At 65.9% G+C, this 16,231-nt stretch carries 20 protein-coding genes and 1 tRNA gene; 4 read left to right on the plus strand and 17 right to left on the minus strand.

The features are described from left to right. Positions 1 to 579: 579 nt before the first annotated feature. From GRX66_RS09185 to GRX66_RS09255, 15 genes are all read right to left on the minus strand, one after another. Complete coding sequence (locus tag GRX66_RS09185) at positions 580 to 912, minus strand: hypothetical protein (protein ID WP_159526304.1); 333 nt, start codon at positions 910 to 912, stop codon at positions 580 to 582. 213 nt (positions 913 to 1,125) lie between these two features. After that, a complete protein-coding gene (locus GRX66_RS09190) occupies positions 1,126 to 2,301 on the minus strand; it encodes a hypothetical protein (RefSeq protein ID WP_233745404.1) in 1,176 nt (391 codons plus the stop codon). After that, positions 2,298 to 3,131 (minus strand): hypothetical protein, encoded by an 834-nt coding sequence (locus tag GRX66_RS09195; protein WP_159526288.1) that lies wholly within the window; start codon positions 3,129 to 3,131, stop codon positions 2,298 to 2,300. Before GRX66_RS09195 ends, GRX66_RS09190 begins: the two co-directional genes overlap by 4 nt. Beyond that, on the minus strand, positions 3,128 to 3,697 hold the full coding sequence (locus tag GRX66_RS09200) for a hypothetical protein (RefSeq protein WP_159526289.1): 570 nt from the start codon (positions 3,695 to 3,697) through the stop codon (positions 3,128 to 3,130). Before GRX66_RS09200 ends, GRX66_RS09195 begins: the two co-directional genes overlap by 4 nt. A 24-nt stretch (positions 3,698 to 3,721) precedes the next feature. Continuing rightward, on the minus strand, positions 3,722 to 5,245 hold the full coding sequence (locus GRX66_RS09205; RefSeq protein ID WP_159526290.1) for a hypothetical protein: 1,524 nt from the start codon (positions 5,243 to 5,245) through the stop codon (positions 3,722 to 3,724). A gap of 100 nt (positions 5,246 to 5,345) precedes the next feature. Next, on the minus strand, positions 5,346 to 5,759 hold the full coding sequence (locus tag GRX66_RS09210) for a hypothetical protein (RefSeq protein WP_159526291.1): 414 nt from the start codon (positions 5,757 to 5,759) through the stop codon (positions 5,346 to 5,348). A gap of 363 nt (positions 5,760 to 6,122) precedes the next feature. Continuing rightward, positions 6,123 to 7,790 (minus strand): DUF7845 domain-containing protein, encoded by a 1,668-nt coding sequence (locus tag GRX66_RS09215; protein WP_325064027.1) that lies wholly within the window; start codon positions 7,788 to 7,790, stop codon positions 6,123 to 6,125. Further along, the gene (locus GRX66_RS09220; RefSeq protein ID WP_159526292.1) at positions 7,787 to 8,266 is read right to left on the minus strand and encodes a hypothetical protein; all 480 of its coding nucleotides are present in this window, start codon (positions 8,264 to 8,266) and stop codon (positions 7,787 to 7,789) included. The genes GRX66_RS09215 and GRX66_RS09220 overlap by 4 nt, the downstream gene beginning before the upstream one ends. After that, positions 8,263 to 8,568 (minus strand): hypothetical protein, encoded by a 306-nt coding sequence (locus GRX66_RS09225; protein WP_159526293.1) that lies wholly within the window; start codon positions 8,566 to 8,568, stop codon positions 8,263 to 8,265. The genes GRX66_RS09220 and GRX66_RS09225 overlap by 4 nt, the downstream gene beginning before the upstream one ends. Continuing rightward, positions 8,550 to 8,756, minus strand: coding sequence for a hypothetical protein (locus GRX66_RS09230; protein ID WP_159526294.1), 207 nt, complete (start codon positions 8,754 to 8,756; stop codon positions 8,550 to 8,552). The genes GRX66_RS09225 and GRX66_RS09230 overlap by 19 nt, the downstream gene beginning before the upstream one ends. Next, positions 8,746 to 9,423: a hypothetical protein gene (locus GRX66_RS09235; protein ID WP_201292972.1), complete on the minus strand. Its 678-nt coding sequence runs from the start codon at positions 9,421 to 9,423 to the stop codon at positions 8,746 to 8,748. Before GRX66_RS09235 ends, GRX66_RS09230 begins: the two co-directional genes overlap by 11 nt. Then, positions 9,420 to 9,602 (minus strand): hypothetical protein, encoded by a 183-nt coding sequence (locus GRX66_RS09240; RefSeq protein ID WP_159526295.1) that lies wholly within the window; start codon positions 9,600 to 9,602, stop codon positions 9,420 to 9,422. Before GRX66_RS09240 ends, GRX66_RS09235 begins: the two co-directional genes overlap by 4 nt. A gap of 67 nt (positions 9,603 to 9,669) precedes the next feature. Further along, on the minus strand, positions 9,670 to 9,906 hold the full coding sequence (locus GRX66_RS09245) for a hypothetical protein (RefSeq protein WP_159526296.1): 237 nt from the start codon (positions 9,904 to 9,906) through the stop codon (positions 9,670 to 9,672). Next, entirely contained in the window at positions 9,896 to 10,111 is a 216-nt protein-coding gene (locus tag GRX66_RS09250) for a hypothetical protein (protein WP_159526297.1), read from the minus strand. Before GRX66_RS09250 ends, GRX66_RS09245 begins: the two co-directional genes overlap by 11 nt. Before the next feature lie 64 nt (positions 10,112 to 10,175). Beyond that, positions 10,176 to 10,248 (minus strand) — tRNA-Pro (locus tag GRX66_RS09255). 202 nt (positions 10,249 to 10,450) lie between these two features. Between GRX66_RS09255 and katG the strand changes: the two genes are divergently transcribed. Beyond that, positions 10,451 to 12,664: a catalase/peroxidase HPI gene (gene katG, locus GRX66_RS09260; RefSeq protein ID WP_159526298.1), complete on the plus strand. Its 2,214-nt coding sequence runs from the start codon at positions 10,451 to 10,453 to the stop codon at positions 12,662 to 12,664. A 70-nt stretch (positions 12,665 to 12,734) separates the two neighbouring features. Here the strand turns inward: katG and GRX66_RS09265 are convergent, their stop codons facing one another. Next, a complete protein-coding gene (locus GRX66_RS09265; protein WP_159526299.1) occupies positions 12,735 to 13,178 on the minus strand; it encodes a TIGR00725 family protein in 444 nt (147 codons plus the stop codon). Then, positions 13,178 to 13,768, minus strand: a complete 591-nt coding sequence (gene trmY, locus GRX66_RS09270) for a tRNA (pseudouridine(54)-N(1))-methyltransferase TrmY (RefSeq protein ID WP_159526300.1) — start codon at positions 13,766 to 13,768, stop codon at positions 13,178 to 13,180. Before trmY ends, GRX66_RS09265 begins: the two co-directional genes overlap by 1 nt. A 133-nt stretch (positions 13,769 to 13,901) precedes the next feature. Here trmY and GRX66_RS09275 point away from each other — a divergent pair, with 133 nt between their 5' ends. From GRX66_RS09275 to rnhB, 3 genes are all read left to right on the plus strand, one after another. Next, complete coding sequence (locus GRX66_RS09275) at positions 13,902 to 14,222, plus strand: hypothetical protein (protein WP_159526301.1); 321 nt, start codon at positions 13,902 to 13,904, stop codon at positions 14,220 to 14,222. A 215-nt stretch (positions 14,223 to 14,437) separates the two neighbouring features. Beyond that, a complete protein-coding gene (locus GRX66_RS09280) occupies positions 14,438 to 15,721 on the plus strand; it encodes a tRNA pseudouridine(54/55) synthase Pus10 (protein WP_159526302.1) in 1,284 nt (427 codons plus the stop codon). 7 nt (positions 15,722 to 15,728) lie between these two features. Then, on the plus strand, positions 15,729 to 16,231 hold a 503-nt coding region (rnhB, locus tag GRX66_RS09285), incomplete at its 3' end, for a ribonuclease HII (protein ID WP_159526303.1).

Genomic DNA, 16,231 nt, shown 5'->3' on the forward strand with positions numbered 1-16,231 from the left:
GGCAACACCTCGCCGAGCCAAGTGGTACGCCTGCTCAACGAACCGGAGCAACCGCGACTTCGGGAGGACTTCCATACGATTAGACTACTATGTGAACCTGTAACTCTCCGAGGATTTCAACAGAGCCCTAACTTCATAAGTCTCCGATAGCTCATCGAAATACTGGACTTTCCCGATCTCCTCTCGCAGAGCACGTCTTAATGCGTTCACCTCTCGCTGCCGTTCCTCTCTTTTTAATTCTCGTCGGTGTTCTCTATCACGTCGATTCTCCTTGACCAATTTTTGGGTTTGTTCTGCATATTGCGCGGTTAGAGAAACAAGGAGAATTGTCGCTAATGCGGCTGCGACAGCAGCAAGCTCACCGGCTTGCTGGAATCCACCGAAGATTGCGGCTACAATTGCGACAATAGATATAGCGAAGGTGAGCAAGAGTAGTATCCAGCGAAGCGTACCACTCTGAAGTAACGATTTAGATAATGACTCCGGATTAAAATCCCACATACCGTTTTGTTAGACTACTTCCTATATGAAATCCAGGATGTGAAACCGGAGAAAGTTCTTCCATACGTGATAAAATAGTTAGCCTAAGACATCTCTGATAGCAATTTTCGCCTGCTGAGTTCCTCGATGCTCTCCGCCGCCGTGCCACCGCACCGTCGGCAGCCGTGACGCCCGCCGTCGGTCGTGGGCCAGCACTTCGACGCCGCGGCCACGAATCCGGTACGCCGCAAACACGTAGACGCCACCCTCGCGTTGCAGCTGCTCGTGGTACTCCCGATAAATCTTGAACGTCCCTGGTTGGCCATCCGCGTGCTCGTGCATCGCAGCCTTGATTTCGACTGGCGTTCCGTCCGGGGCGTCGGCGTCCTTCCAGGAGGCCCGTGCCAACGACAGATTGTGCTGGTCGGCCATCTTGTACTCGACGGCCGTCCCGTACTTGTTCGCCTTCTGACTCGGCACGTTACGCGCCTCCCGCGCTCGTCGCGCGTTTTATATATCTACCTGCGGCGCCACCGACCGCGCGCGGCCCACCGCGGCGAGCGCTCCACCGAGCGCGAGCACCGGCGCTGTGGGCTACGAGTAAAGGGGCCCGCTTGCACTTGACACCTTGACACCGCTCCGCCGTCAGGCGATTGCGGCCTGCACGTCCGAAACCCATTCGCGCTTCTCACCCCCATTCTGGTACTCCTCCCACCAATTCCGCACCGTCTGATGGCTGTACGGCACGTTCTCCGCGATTGCACGCGGCGACCGACCGTCCTCCATCCCCTGCGCAATCGTCCACATCGAGACGCGCTTCACGTCCATCTCCGCCACCGCCGGCTCGTCCCCCTCGCTGCTCGTCTCCCGCCACGACCAGCTGCTGGCCTCCTTGTCGTTGTACCGCCAATCCGTCGGCGGGATGCCCTCGATCTCCGTCTGGACGCCCCGGATCTCGCCGTTCGTGATTCGGTCCGCGACCACCGCCTTCTTCTGGCTCACCTTCTTCACGACGACGCCGACACGCCACAACATTGGGTGAATCGACGACTCGTCGTGCGCAATCACGATGAGCGCGCCGCCGTACTTCCGGACCTTGAACACCAACGGCCCCATCAGCTTCCGCGTCAACTGGCCGGACTTCCCGCTGCCCGACGCCTCCGAACTGAGTTCGTCGAGGATTGCCAGCTTCGGCGTCTGGTCGTGTTCCAGCGGATTCCCGTCCTGCTGCAGCCACTCCTTGAGCGCCGGAAACGACGGCAGGAACCCGTCGCGCTCGCGACCGCGCTCGTCCTCCCACTCGGATTTCTCGCGGAGGCTCTTGATGTTCGAGCCGATGAGCGCGTGCGGATTCTTGTGCCTGAATCGCTGCCCGAGCAGCCCCGCGAAGTTGGACTTCCCCGCGCCCATCTCGCCAATCACCACGACCACCGGTGCCGGCCCATCAATCAAATGATCGATGTCCTGGATCGCCTTCAGCCCGGAGACGTCCGCCTGCTGGCCAACGTCCCCCGTCTGGTACTTCAGGGTGGCTGGGTGGCCGTCGTGGAGCGCACGGCGGCCCTCCTCGGTCGCCTCCATGCGCCGAATTGCGGTCACCGCGTCTAGATCGGCAGCGCGTCCTGGCATCGTCTCCGCGCCGTCGCACTCGCTCTCTGGGTCGTACTCCGCTTCGATGACTGAGAGAAACCGCGACAGGTCACTGTCGGACGTGACCGCGGCGTGCGGGTAGGCGTCGGGGTCTCGATGGCCCTGACGCTCGACGTGCTCACGGTACTGCGCGGCCGTATACAAGTCGTTCTGGTCGCTCCCGTCACTCATTCTTGGGTTCCTCCGTCGGCTGCGGCCGGCCCATGCCCATCGCTGGACGGCGCCCCCGCGCTCGGATTGTGCGTCTCGCCGGCCGGGAGCGCGTCGGGGAGGTGGTCGGGGAGATCGTCGGGCGTGATGTCCGCGAGTTCGTCGTCCGTGATGGCCTCAGCCTGGGACCGGAACTGCTCGGTTACGTCCTGGACGGCGTCTTTATCCAGGCGCTCGCCTTTTTCGCGGGCTTCCACAACCTTGTTAATCAATCGCGTCTGGAGGTCCGCCGACAGGTCACTAATTGACTCGCTGAGATACGCCAGCGACAGATGCGAGTCAACCAGATCCTCGTACATTCGCTGCATGTGGGACTGCGAGGTGAGCAGCTTCGTATCCTCTAACTCCGAGAGATAGACGCCAGAGACGGCAAGGTGACCGTTCTCCCCGTACTCACCACTCCACTCAAACTCCCGAACACAGACCGCATCCCCGTCGTTCACACGGTACGGCGCCGGTCCATCAACCCGCTTGTCGCCCCAGATGTCCGGTGGCACGAAATACGTCCGTACGGTGTCCTCGACGGCGTTGACGTGGTGGACTTCGACGTAGTTGCGAATCCGCAACCAGTCCACGAATCGCAGGCCGGCGATGAACATCGGCGGGCCCAGGACGAGCCACCCGACGAGCACGTTTGTGACCCACGACGGGACGCCGGGAACGTTGGGATTGAACCACCATAGGACGACGCCAGCGGCGACGAGCACGCCCGCGACGAGTAGCTGTGCCTCCGCCACGACGTACGTGAGTCGGTCCTGCCAGCCGTTGAACGTCGCGCTCAGGTCACTCATATGTCTGCCTCCACGGGTTCGCCGCCCTCCTTGTGGAGCTTCCAGAGTGCGGCGCCGACGAACGACAGAATCACGATGCCAGCACCCCCGAACCACCCAACCGTCCCAGTAGAGCCACGGAACGGACTAATTGAGGGGGACCGCACGATTTCAGCGTATAGCACCTGATCGGTGGCGATGGAGACGCCGACATACCCACGGTCAGTCTCGGTCACGGCGAACTCGGCCGCGGTACGGCCGTCGACGGTGATCGTTCGCCGGTTCACCTCCCCGCCCTCCAGGAAACCACCCGCGTCCGAAAGGGTGACGCGCCGCGAGGCCGCCGAGTCGAACACCAGCGTCACCGTGCCGCTGTCGGGGTTGTACGACGACGACACCAGCGAGATGGTGCTGTCGATCTGTTTGCCGGCTGGGCCGCTGGTCGTTTCGTTTTCTTGGGCGGACTGTGCGACACCGTTGCCTAGATCGGGCGCCGTGGGCTGTGGACTACCGGCGGCGGCAGCCGGGGCGGTTATGCCAGCGAGCACGACCAGCGCCGCGACTATCGAAAGTGCGAGTGTTCTCATAAATAAGGGGGTGAGTGGGTGTGGTTAGGTGCGGCCGAGCAGGACGAGCGCGGCGCCGGCCGCGACGACGAGGCCGGGCACGGCGACGTCGGCGCTCAGCCCGAGGCCGTCGAAGAACCCGCCACCGCTGGCAGCCGCCTCTTCACGCTCCTGGACCGACTCCCGAAGCTCCAGCAGTTGCTGTAGCTGTTCTTGGGTCAGGGTCACGTCCGCGGTCTGGGTGTTGTAGCTCTCCGTGGTCGTGGAGTTCGTCGATTCGCCCGTTTTCACGTTCGTCATGGACGTGATTTTGAAATCCGACCCGATGGCCCGAAGGCCGTCGTTGGTCGCCATGTACACGATCTCGTCCGTCTTCGACACGTTGTACAGGTGGCCGGTTTCGAGGCTACCGTTCGTCGCGGCAGGCTCCCAGTCCGTGTACATCTGGCCGTACAGCGTCTCGTTCTCACTGGGCACTTCGACGGTGAATGAGGTGTTCATCTCGGTTTTGACGCCCATCATCGCGAGGTCAGCGCCAGCGTACGCGTAATGACCAGTCGAGTTGTAGTCCGTCGCGAACTGTTTCGCCAGCGTGATCGGGTCGGGTACGTCGGTGATGTTGACGTTCCCCGCTTCCCAGGAGTCGTAGGTCTGGTTCGACCACGCTTCGATGTTGGTCGACATCTGACCCTCCTGCGTTTGGAGTTCGTTCAGGAGGTTGTGGAAACGGTTGTAATCGTCCTGGCCTCCAGTCCCCAGGACCGGCACCGCCGACTGATTGTACGCCGACTGCAGTTTGATCCCGTCGAAGTACAGACTCGACGCATCAGCGGACGACAGCTGATTCGACAGGTCACTCAACGCAACAACATGCCCGCCATCGTTGCCGTCAAACTGGTTGTAGACGGCTACGTAGGAGACGTTCGTGCCGTTCGAGAGGGTGTAGTTGAACGACACGAAATCGGATTCGGCAATCGAGTTGTCTACCCGCGTGTCCTGGTACGCCGGTCCGAGGTCACTGTGAGCCTCGTGGACGCCAGCGAGATACTGCAGTTCTTTGGTCGTCGCGTTGAACTGCCGGACGACGTTGGTTTCGGTCACCGAGTAGTAGGTCGTGACGTTTTCTGACGCCCACTGTCGCGCGACCGCTTTGCTCTTGTTCGCACTCAGGGCGTCCATGAACGAGGCTTTCCCCTGCGTCCACGACATGGTTTGCGCACCATCCAACACCGTGTTGTTCAGGATCGTCGTCGACTGGTCGGCTTGCCCGGCGACCAGTTGACTCTGAGCGTGGACCTCCTGATACGTCTCGTTCGCGTCGACGGCGACAGTTGAGTCTCCATCAGCACCCGAGTGGTACTCGTCCATCAGGTAGCCGGCGGCGAGCAGGCCGCCGGTGATGACGACGCCAGCGGTGAACCCAAGCGCGTCGACCGCGCCGATGGGTGACGCTTCATCAAGCGTCGACTCGGCGCCAGGGCCGAGGAAGCCGCCGCCTGCCAGCGCCGTCACCAGCCCGATCGCCATCAGGACGACGCCGACACCGCGGAGGGTCGGGCCGCGACTCATACTGCCCCCGCGCCGACGAGTGCGCCGGCGAGCGCGGCCGAAGCGCCCATCGCCCATGCGACGGCGTCTCGCTTGTTGAGTTCGTTCATTCGTGAGTACCTCAGTACCACGCCGTGACGGTGTACGCGCCGGAGAGGCCGAGGAACGCGACCAGACCGATGGCCTGACTCCCCAACACGAGGTCTTGGATGGCGGGGATGAACGCCATTCCGAACAGCACGATTACGCCGGCGGCGACCGCGATGCTCTCGATCTCGTCTAGATCGTCCCAGCCGTCCCCCGCGCGGTTCGTCGTCCAGCTCGCCGCGAGGCCGATGAACGCGACGACGAACGCGATGCTCACACTCATGCCACTCCCTGAAAGGAGCGTGTCGGAAAATGAGTAGCCGAACATCGAGAACGTCCCGATGCCCGTCAGGACGACGGCCGCGAGACTGAATGCCGGTGCGACGATGATGTCTTGCAGGTCAAAGCCTCCCTTGCTGTGGAGGCTGAAAAGTTCTGAAGTTGCCATACGCGCGTCAGGGGTTTCAGCGGCCGCTACTTGACCCATGTATCAGAAAATGTATGGTTCTGGTGCGTCAACAGCAAAGCCTAGTCCAAAATTTTTCGCGCGCCCCGCGGGGCGGGGGCGGTTTCCGCTGCGCGCTGCGCAGCGGTGCGGTGTGTTTTGAGTTTGTCCCCTTAGGGACACCCCTAACGGAGAACCGAACGCCCCCGGTTCGATTCTCCCGGCCGAACGAGCCGGTCCGATCTGGTCGGAGCCCTCGACGAGCGCGGCCATCACAACTGAGATTGCACTATACAGCTGGTTGGATGCAAATAGAATTGAGTTATAGGAGTGGTCTGGTAGTGTTGCCACTGGCCGCGGGCCGCGCTACCGGAGGGCCTTCCAGGCGCGACGCGTGCCCTCGACGCCGCTGGCGCGGAACTTCACGACGGCCTGCCGGAAGCGCTCGGGGTCCTGGCCGGCGTTCGTCCACACCTCGAAGGCCGTCCGCAACCGATTCGAGACGACGCTCGGCAGACCGTTGTACGCCCACGTGACCTCCTCGAAGTCGCCCATGTCGATCTCCAGCGCGTCGGCGCGATTCCGGATGTCGACGCCGTGGCGATTGCACCACGCAACCCACTCAGCCATCGCGTCCGACGCCCCACGCTCGGCGGCTTCGATTGCCTTCGCGGAGGTTTCGACGGCCGTCCGGGTGGCATCACGGGCCTCCTGGACGGCGTCGTGCACCATCTCGGCGACGTACTCCGAGCGCAGCGCACACTCGCCGTATTTGCGGTCGACGAGCTCGCTCATCGCCCGCAGCGCACGCCGAACGCTCCCGACGTGGCGGTCGTTCTCCGTCGCAATATCCTGGGGGGAGACTTCCCCGCCGTCGGTCACGAGCGTGCCCAACGCTTCCCACTGAACCGGACTGAGGCCGTCCGTCAGGTGGCGAACTACCACGCTCTCCTGCTCTTGACGGACCCGCGTCAGGTCGAGTTGAATCGGGTCGGGGCCGCGCTCGCTCGTCGACGGCGACCAGTACGCATCAAGCTCGACGTACGCACTCCCGCCCATGTCATCGGGTGCAACATCGAGGCCGGCGTCGGCCAGCACCGACAACACCGTCTGGTCGAGCTCGCGCTCCAGGTCAACGAGATCGTCGAAGCGAACCGTCTGCTCGGCGGGGACCAACGAGGTCTGCAGAGAGGCGCCGACCTTCGGATGGGCGAGCGCCTCGCTCTCGTCGAGCCGAGTAGCCTCTCGGGCGTAGTAGTGTTTCACTTCCTTCGGGAGGCGGTGGCCGGGGAACGCCTCACCAAGCCGATGAGCATCCAAGGTCGCCGTATGGTAGTAGCCCTGGACGTTCTCGCCTTTCTCGTCCTGGTCGTTCTGGACGAGCTTCCGGTAACCACTCCGGTCGTTCTCGAGAAGGTGCGCCATCGAAGCGATCGGGCCGTCACGAGCGTGGACGGGCCCGCTGGCGTCGCGGTGGAGGCGGGCATACTTCTCGGCGTCCAGGATGTTGCTCGTGTGTTCGGGCTCCTGGAAGTACCGCGCCGAAAACCCGAGCACCTGTGTAGCCGTCTGGAACAGGTCGAGATACCGCGTAAACTCGATGTTCGACCCCTGAATCCGAACGTTCAGGCCGTCGTTCTGCAGGGACGGCGGGACGGGAATCTCGACGACTTCCCCGTCATCGTTTTCGCCATGAAGTCCGGCCCACCGCGGGCTCATGTGCGCGGTGAAGTCCTGCTTGCCCACCGGGTCCTCGTCGGGGTGGCGAGCGACCTTCAACTGGAACTCCCGGATCGTCTCGTGCTCGACACGGGCGCCGCCGTCGGTGACGCCGCCCGTCGGGGGAAGTAGACCGCCCTCGTCGCGATACGAGAGGCGTGCCACCCATGTCTCACCGGCGTGCGTGAACTTTGCTGCTCGGCTGCCGTCACTGTCTTTCACGAGCGCGTCCGCGCCAAACCAGGGGTCGAGTCCGTTCTCCGCGAAATGCAGGTGTACGTCGAACTCGTGGGGCGCTAGATCCAGCGTTCTCACGCCGACCCCTCCACGGTCTCCGGGTCGAACAGGCGACTCCACGCCAGTTGCCGATAGCCTTCCTCGGCGCGGTCGTCGTCGACGGCCGTCCAGCCTGCTGGGAGCAGTTCATCGACGATGCTGGCGGGGACGGCCAGCAACGCGAGCACGCGCTGCTGGCGGGGGTCGTAGACGGCGAACAGGTAGGCGGCGGCCTCCGCGACCAGCCGGTCGTGCTGGCGCTGGCGGATGAAATACCGGCCGCGCTGGCCGCTGTTCAGGCGGCGTTGGGCGGCCTTAATTTCGACCGGCGTCCCGTTGGCCAGCAGCGGTGTACTGCCGAGACGGGTGTCCGTCCCGTCGAGCAAGCCGTTCACGCGGGCGTCGTGCCACTCCGCGTCACTGTCGCCGACGTAGGCGAGCGCGTCGACGGCCTGTAGCACTTCAGCCTCGATGGCCTCGCCGGCGGCCTTCGAGGAGGCGCGAGCGCGACTCATGGACGCCACCCAGCGAGTCGAACCGCGGCCCGAATTGCGGGTTTCGCCGTGGGCGCGTAGATCGCCGTCCGAATCTCGCCGTCCCGCACCGGGAATACACACCGGGTCGTCGGGTCGTAGCGCGCTCGCTCGCCGCGCAACCAGTCGCCGCCGGGAATGGCGTGGGCCTGCCGCCAGGCGTCCTCGACGCGGGGCGTGAGGTGCAGCGCGTCGGCCCGCAGCTGGAACTGCCGGCGCGCGTGCTCGGAGACCGCCACCGGAACCGTACCGGGGTCGGCGGCAGTCACAGCGATTCCCTCCATTCGGAGGGGCGCGTCGCGTAGATGAGCGCCGCCAGCACGGCGACGAGCACGACGACGAGCGCGGTCAGGCCCGGATTCGGGTAGACGGTCGTGAGCGCGTACAACGCCGCCCACAACTGCATCCAGTAGCCCCGCCGGAGCACCGAGCGCGGAGTACCACGGTCGAACTCCGCACGGTCACTCGGCAACGCGCGTCACCTCCGAAAGCACGGACTGCCGAGAGGCCTTTTTACCGTACCCCCTACTTGAATGGGTGGCGACCTCCAAGTCCTCCAGCCAGTGGAAATACTGGTTCTGGAGAATCGAACTCGTGTCCACGGAGTCGAAGCCCACGCGGTACGCCCAGACGAGCCCCTCCGACGAGCCCGGATTTCCGATGTGGACGCAGAGCCCGCGGTCGTGGGCCTCCTCGACGATTTCCTCGCCGTGGGCACGCTGCCAGCGGCACTCCCCACCGAGGAAGACTATGTCAGCGCCGAGGCCGTCGGCAATCGCCACCTGAGAGGTGACCGAGCGCCCCGGCTGGAGCACCGGAGCCGGCTCAAAGCCGTGGTCGAGGACGACCTCGGCGTACTCGCGGTGGCGGGCGAGCGTCCCGTCGGCGTCGTTGAACGCGTCCGGGAGCACGACGAAGTCCGGCGGGTGCGGCATCTCCTCGTCGACGGTCGCGAGAAGGTCGCGCCACGCCTCCGGGTCGAACTCCTCAGTGAACGCGCCGTTGTCGATGAAGTACGGCACCTCGTGGGCGACCATCTTCTGGGGCGTCCAGCACGCGCCATGAACGTGGCTCGGAGCCGCCTTCCGGCACTTCCGGAGGTTCTCCGGCGAGGGCGCGCCGTGGTAGACGCGCATCATCGCCAATCACCCAAATCCAGCGGGTCCGCCATCGTGATGCTGCGGCCCGTCTCTCGCTGTTTGACGGCGGCAGTCCACGCGGCGGCGTCGTACCAGCCACACTCGGGGCAGTCCTGCCACTCTGCAACGAGCTCCCCACAGTCCGGGCAGCCGTACTGGTACAGCGTCTCCTCGGGCATCGACTGCTCATCCGCAAACCTGAGTTGCGGAGTTGTACGGCCGAGGTCCGCACGCTCGTCGGTGCCATCACTCGGCACCGGACTCACCCCACAGTGAGCGGCAAGCGGCACAGAGAGCGACTTTCTCGCGGTCACGGTCGGGGAGACGGACGCGCCGGCAGTCCGGGCCGTGCGCGCCGCAGACGGCGCACTCGTCGGCTTCGGGCGCGTCGTCGGCGACGGTCTCCCAGTAGTCGAAGCGACGGACCTGTGGGCCGCCGTCGGTCCGTAACTCCGAGGCGGGGACGAACTCGTCAGTCGCCACGGGCCTCACCTCCGAAAAGCGGCGCGTCGTGGCCAGGTGAGCTCTCGCCAAGCGGTGGGAGGCCGAAATCCTCGGGCGCGTGCTCGGCGATGTGTTCGTGGCGGTCCTCGCCGCGGTCGTAGTCGTAGCCGCAGGCAGGACAGATTTCGAGGTGAACCCGCTGCCGTCCTCTCGCGTAGGCGACGACTCGGAGGTAGCGGCTCACGCCGACCACCCCGTAAAGCGGCCGCTAAGTGTCAGAGAACCCTGGAAAAAGGGTATAAGGGTAGTGGGCCGGCACGAATTTGAATCGTGGTTACGGCCACCCGAAGGCCGAAGGATACCAAGCTACCCCACCGGCCCGCAGGAATACGTTGGCCCGTAGTGGGTTTAACGCTTGCGAATCGGTGGAGTGTGCGGCGAATTCCGGGGCGGTACCGGCGCCCGAAAGTCCGCGCGGGAAGCCACCCCCGGCATCAATTTGGCAACATACAACACGATTTGGTATTTGCCAACAGCACGGTTATGCGGGAGGCGTGTTTGGTCTCCGCTAGGTAGATCTTCGATGAGTAACGACACACCCGAGCGCGGGACAGCCCCCCGACCCGACGGGGGAAGCGAGCAGCACTGGGAGCCAAAGAGCGTCGACGACTGGTGGCCGAACCTCCTGAACGTCGACGTCCTCGACGACAACGCGTGCGAGATCGGTCCGCTCAACGAGGACTTCGACTACGCGGAGGCGTTCCAGTCGCTGGACTACGAAGCGGTGAAAGCTGACATCGAGGACGTGATGACGACCTCGCAGGACTGGTGGCCGGCCGACTACGGTCACTACGGGCCGCTGTTCATCCGGATGGCGTGGCACAGCGCCGGCACGTACCGCACCGCGGACGGCCGCGCCGGCGCGTCCGGCGGCCTCCAGCGCCTCCCGCCGGAGAGCAGCTGGCCGGACAACGTGAACCTCGACAAGGCCCGACGCCTGCTCCAGCCGGTCAAACAGAAGTACGGCCGCAAACTCTCGTGGGGCGACCTCATCGTGCTCGCCGGGAACGTCGCCCTGGACTCGATGGGGTTCGAGACGTACGGCTTCGCGGGCGGTCGCGAGGACGAGTTCAAGTCCAACCACGCCGTCGACTGGGGGCCCGAACAGGAGTGGGAGGAGACGTCCCCGGAGCGCTTCGAAGACGGAGAGGTGGGCAATCTCAAGGACCCGCTGGCGAACACCGTCATGGGCCTCATCTACGTGAACCCCGAGGGTCCGTACGGCGAGCCGGACGTCGAAGGGTCGGCGGCAAACATCCGCGAGGAGTTCGACCGCATGGCGATGAACGACGAGGAGACGGTCGCGCTCATCGCCGGCGGCCACACCTTCGGGAAAGTCCACGGCGCGGACGACCCGGACGAACACCTCGGACCGGAGCCCGAGGCGGCACCCATCGAAGACCAGGGCCTCGGCTGGGACCACGACTTCGACGAGGTCCCGGGAATGATCACGAGCGGGATCGAAGGCCCGTGGACCGACGCCCCCACCCAGTGGGACATGGGGTACGTCGACAACCTCCTGGAGAACGACTGGGTCTCGGTCAAGGGGCCAGGCGGTGCGTGGCAGTGGAAGCCGGTCGACGAGGAGTCAGTCGAGTCGGCACCGGGCGCACAGGATCCGTCGGAGACGGAGTCGCCGATGATGCTGACGACGGACGTCGCCCTGAAACACGACCCCGACTACCGTGAGGTCCTGGAGCGCTTCCAGGAGCACCCCGAAGAGTTCCAGGAGGCGTTCGCGCGAGCGTGGTACAAGCTCCTCCACCGCGACATGGGGCCGCCCGAGCGGTACCTCGGCCCCGAGGTGCCCGAGGAGACGATGCTCTGGCAGGACCCGATCCCGGACGTCGACTACGACCTCATCGGGGACGACGAGGTCGCCGAGCTCAAAGCGGAGCTCCTGGATTCGGGGCTCTCCGTCTCGCAGCTGGCGAAGACCGCGTGGGCGTCGGCGTCGACGTATCGCGACAGCGACAAGCGCGGCGGCGCCAACGGCGCGCGCATCCGACTGGAACCGCAGCGCAGCTGGGAGGCCAACGAGCCCGACGAACTGGAGACGGTCCTGGAGACCCTGGAGGGAATCCAGGAGGACTTCAACAGTTCGCGCGACGACGGCACGCGCGTCTCGCTCGCCGACCTCGTCGTCCTGGGCGGGAACGCGGCCGTCGAACAGGCAGCCGCAGACGCCGGCTACGACGTCGAGGTGCCCTTCGAACCGGGGCGCAACGACGCCACCCAGGAGCAGACCGACGTCGAGTCCTTCGAGGTGCTCGAACCGGAGGCCGACGGCTTCCGGAACTACCTCGGCGGCGGGTACGACCAACTGCCCGAGGAGCGCATGGTCGACAAGGCGCACCTGCTGAACCTGTCGGCGTCCGAGATGACGGTGCTAGTCGGCGGGATGCGCGCGCTGGGCGCGACGTACGGTGACTCCGACCGCGGCGTCCTCACGGACCAGCCCGGCACGCTCACGAACGACTTCTTCGCGAACCTCCTCGACATGAGCTACGAGTGGGAATCGGTCTCCGGGGACGACGACGTCTTCGAGGTCCGCGACCGCGACACCGGCGACGTCGAGTGGGAGGCCACCCGCTTCGATCTCATCTTCGGGTCGAACGCCCGGCTTCGCGCCATCGCGGACGTCTACGGCGCGGACGACGCCGAGGAGAAGTTCGTGCACGACTTCGTGGACGCCTGGAGCAAGGTCATGCAGCTGGACCGCTTCGACCTCGAGTAAGCCGGCAGTCGCGATCTCGATTCCGCGTTTTTCTTTCGGGCGCTGCGATGGGAAGCCGGGGCGTCGTCTGTCAGTCGACGTTCGCTTCCACGTAGTCGACAGCATCGCTGGGCGTTTCCACGTCCGCGACGTGCGGCGCGTCGGGCGCGTCGATGCCGGCGATCGCGCGGTCGTAGACCGAACTGAACCCGACCTCCGAGAGCGTACCGCCGGCGCCGTCGATGGCGACGACGGCGTCGCCGTTCAGCACGACGAGCGCGTTCCGCGCGTGACCGAGACCCGTGGCGATGGCCGTGTCGACGTACTCGTTGGCCGCGCGCCGGTCCTCGCCCGGGAGGATGCCGATGGTGTGCCCGCCTGCGTCGCTGGCTCCCCGACAAGCGGCCTCCATGACGCCGCCGAGGCCGCCGCAAACGACAGTGTGGCCGCGCTCGCCGAGCAGTCGTCCAACCTCGCGTGCGGCGTCCAGGCCCGCTTCGCTCGGAACGCTCCCGCCGATGACACTCACGCGCATCAGTACTCACTGAACCCCTGGGTGTCGAGGTAGTTGTGCGCGACGGTGATGGTGTGGTCGGCGTGCAGGATTTCGGGGCTGACGCGAACCCGTCGGTCGCTGTGCTCGGCGAGCAGCACGGCTTCCGCCTCGGTGAAATCCTCGTGGTCCGAGAGCACGAACACCGGGTCCGTAGGCGGGTCGACGTCCGCGAGGGGGTCGCCGTCCTCGTGGAGTTCCACGACGGTGCCGTCGATGGATTCGAGGACTGGCTGGAAGCCGCGCTTCGAGACGTGGATGCCGGGCGTGGACTCGGCCTCGCGGTGGCCGATGGCCTGGTCTTTCGCCTCGAGCGCTTGCCGCAGGAGGCCGGCGATGTTTCGCTCGTCCGGGTTCATGTACCGGAGGTCCGCGCTGTCGATTCGGACGGTCACCTCGTCCTGCAACACGAGGTGAATCCGGGCGGCGTCCCGGATGCCGTGCGAGAGGAACAGCGCGCTGTTCACGCACCGGCAGAGCACGTCGAGGCGGCCCGCGGCGCCCGCGAGGTCGTCCAGCGAGAAGTCGGGGTCGATGGGGGCGTGGTGCCCGAGCACGACGAACTGTCTCATGGCCGGACTGTCGGCGCGGCCCCGCTTACGTGCATCGGGTTCGAGGCTCGGGGGGCGGGCAGCTTCGGCGCGACTGCAGGGTGTGAAGCTCGCGGCAAGGCCTATGTGCCCGACAGTCGACCGTCCGGTAGGGATGAGTCGGTCGCTCGAGATATCGGGAAGCGCACTCCTGTTCGTCCTCGAGGCGGTGACGCTGGGTACTCTCGTGGTGTTCGTCGGGCCGGCGGTGTGGCCGCCCGAGGACGCAGCGGGCGTCGCGCTCGTCGTGCTGTTCGCGCTCGTGGTTGTCGGGCTGGCCGCCGTCATGTGGCGGAGTCGGCGCGTCGAGGGTGCGTACCTCCGGTCGGGCTACGACATCTCGTACGACCCGGTCGGGGACCCCGGGCTGGCGGCGAAGGAGCGCTGGGAGAAGGCGGTTCGGCGGCTGCCCGACGGGGACGACGAGGACGAGTGACCGCTCTATCTCATCGTTCGTACGGTCTGCGTCTTCGCGACTGCTGGCTACCCCACCAAGCTGTTCCGTTGAACAGTATTTCGCCAGACTCGTCTTCGGACAGATAGCCCCTCAAGTATTGATATTCCGTTGATTGGGTGTGGTAGCCCGTCCTGCAATCGGTGTTCGGCAGACGGACCGAAGCATACGTACCACGCGCCCCCGAGAACACGCACATGACCATCTTGGAGAACGCACGTCGGGTCCTGGCGGAGGACCCGATCTGTGACGCGTGCGTCGGGCGGTGTTTCGCGGACCGGAGTTTCGGGTTGACGAACGCGGAGCGCGGCCGCGCACTCCGCACCACCGTGGCGCTCGAGGACGACGAGCCCTACGAGCCAATCGACGCCTCGGAGTGCTGGGTGTGCGAGGGCGCTGCGGGGCGCTTCGACGAGTTCGCGGACCTCGTCCTCGAGGCGGTGAGCGACCAGGAGTTCGACACGTACCAGGTCGGCACCCGGGCGCCACCGCTCGTGGAGGAGAACGAGACGATGCTGCGGGACCTGGCGGGCCTCCCGGAGGACGCGGGCGAGTTGTTCAAGTCCGAGTGCAACCGCGAGGTCGGGAAGCGCGTGGGGGAGGCGACCGGCGCGGACGTGGACTTCGAACGCCCCGACGTCCTCGCCGTGCTCGACGTCGAGGACGAGACGGTGGACGTGACGGTGAACTCGGCGTTCGTGTACGGCCGGTACCGCAAACTGGAGCGCGGGATTCCGCAGACGAAGTGGCCGTGCTCGGACTGCAACGGGACCGGGACGATGGTGGACTCGCCGTGCCCGCACTGCGACGGCACCGGATTCCTCTACCCGGAAAGCGTCGAGCAGTTGACGGCGCCGCCCGTCGTGGACGCGATGGAGGGCACGGAGGCGTCGTTCCACGGCGCGGGTCGCGAGGACATCGACGCGCTGATGCTCGGCACCGGGCGGCCGTTCGTGATCGAGGTCCAGGAGCCACAGGAACGCCACCCCGACGTCGGTGAGCTGGAGGACGCGATCAACGAGTACGCCGAGGGGAAGGTCGAGGTCGAGGGACTCCGATTGGCGTCCTACGAGATGGTGGCGCGCGTCAAGGAACTGGACGCGCGCAAGCGCTACCGCGCGCAGGTCGAGTTCGGCGACGCGGTGAGCGAGGCGGACCTGCAGGCCGCCATCGAGGAACTCGACGGCGCGACCATCGAGCAGGACACCCCGCAGCGGGTCAGCCACCGGCGCGCGGAGAAGGTTCGGACGCGGACGGTCTACGACATCGACGGCGAACTGACCGACGACGCGCACGCCGCGGTGGAGATCGAGGGCGAGGGCGGCCTCTACATCAAGGAACTCGTCTCCAGCGACGAGGGCCGCACGGAGCCGAGTCTCGCGGGCCTGCTCGGCGTCGACGCTCACGTGACCGCGCTGGACGTGGTGACGGTGGAGGGCGAGGACGAGGCGTTCGAGGACGACGAGTTCTTCGTGGAGTGAGCGCGCAATGGGCGACAGCGAGCACCGCTTCGGTGTGGACGAGGCCGGGAAGGGGCCCGTGCTGGGGTCGATGTTCGCGGCGGCCGTCGCCGGCGACCCCGCCGACCTCCCGGATAGCGTCGCGGACTCGAAGCGCCTCTCGCCGGAGCGTCGAGCGGACCTGGACGCGCGCATCCGCGACGCATGCGAGGTGGGCGTCGCGGAGATTCCGGTCGCGCGCATCGACCACCCCGAGACGGACATGAACGCGCTCACGGTCGACGCGCAGGCCAGCGCGCTCGACGCCGTCGCGGCGGACGGATTGGCCGGCTACGTCGACGCCGGGGACGTAGACGAGGAGCGGTTCGGCCGCCGTGTCGCCCACGGCGTCGCGGCGGACGTCGACGTGACCGCCGAGCACGGCGCTGACGACGAGTACACGCTCGTCGCGGCGGCGAGCGTCGTCGCGAAAGTCGCCCGCGACAGCCACGTCGAGACGCTCGCCGCAGCGTACGGCGACGTGGGGTCGGG

It is taken from the genome of Halobacterium bonnevillei, from assembly GCF_009831555.1.
GTDB classification, from domain to species: domain Archaea; phylum Halobacteriota; class Halobacteria; order Halobacteriales; family Halobacteriaceae; genus Halobacterium; species Halobacterium bonnevillei.

What these genes read in the sequence shown, in the direction of transcription:
- GRX66_RS09185 (WP_159526304.1), bottom strand. Translation starts at nt 912, where the DNA reads ATGGCCGACCAGCACAATCTGTCGTTGGCACGGGCCTCCTGGAAGGAC.
- GRX66_RS09190 (WP_233745404.1), bottom strand. Translation starts at nt 2,301, where the DNA reads ATGAGTGACGGGAGCGACCAGAACGACTTGTATACGGCCGCGCAGTAC.
- GRX66_RS09195 (WP_159526288.1), bottom strand. Translation starts at nt 3,131, where the DNA reads ATGAGTGACCTGAGCGCGACGTTCAACGGCTGGCAGGACCGACTCACG.
- GRX66_RS09200 (WP_159526289.1), bottom strand. Translation starts at nt 3,697, where the DNA reads ATGAGAACACTCGCACTTTCGATAGTCGCGGCGCTGGTCGTGCTCGCT.
- GRX66_RS09205 (WP_159526290.1), bottom strand. Translation starts at nt 5,245, where the DNA reads ATGAGTCGCGGCCCGACCCTCCGCGGTGTCGGCGTCGTCCTGATGGCG.
- GRX66_RS09210 (WP_159526291.1), bottom strand. Translation starts at nt 5,759, where the DNA reads ATGGCAACTTCAGAACTTTTCAGCCTCCACAGCAAGGGAGGCTTTGAC.
- GRX66_RS09220 (WP_159526292.1), bottom strand. Translation starts at nt 8,266, where the DNA reads ATGAGTCGCGCTCGCGCCTCCTCGAAGGCCGCCGGCGAGGCCATCGAG.
- GRX66_RS09225 (WP_159526293.1), bottom strand. Translation starts at nt 8,568, where the DNA reads ATGGAGGGAATCGCTGTGACTGCCGCCGACCCCGGTACGGTTCCGGTG.
- GRX66_RS09235 (WP_201292972.1), bottom strand. Translation starts at nt 9,423, where the DNA reads ATGATGCGCGTCTACCACGGCGCGCCCTCGCCGGAGAACCTCCGGAAG.
- GRX66_RS09240 (WP_159526295.1), bottom strand. Translation starts at nt 9,602, where the DNA reads ATGCCCGAGGAGACGCTGTACCAGTACGGCTGCCCGGACTGTGGGGAG.
- katG (WP_159526298.1), top strand. Translation starts at nt 10,451, where the DNA reads ATGAGTAACGACACACCCGAGCGCGGGACAGCCCCCCGACCCGACGGG.
- GRX66_RS09265 (WP_159526299.1), bottom strand. Translation starts at nt 13,178, where the DNA reads ATGCGCGTGAGTGTCATCGGCGGGAGCGTTCCGAGCGAAGCGGGCCTG.
- trmY (WP_159526300.1), bottom strand. Translation starts at nt 13,768, where the DNA reads ATGAGACAGTTCGTCGTGCTCGGGCACCACGCCCCCATCGACCCCGAC.
- GRX66_RS09275 (WP_159526301.1), top strand. Translation starts at nt 13,902, where the DNA reads ATGAGTCGGTCGCTCGAGATATCGGGAAGCGCACTCCTGTTCGTCCTC.
- GRX66_RS09280 (WP_159526302.1), top strand. Translation starts at nt 14,438, where the DNA reads ATGACCATCTTGGAGAACGCACGTCGGGTCCTGGCGGAGGACCCGATC.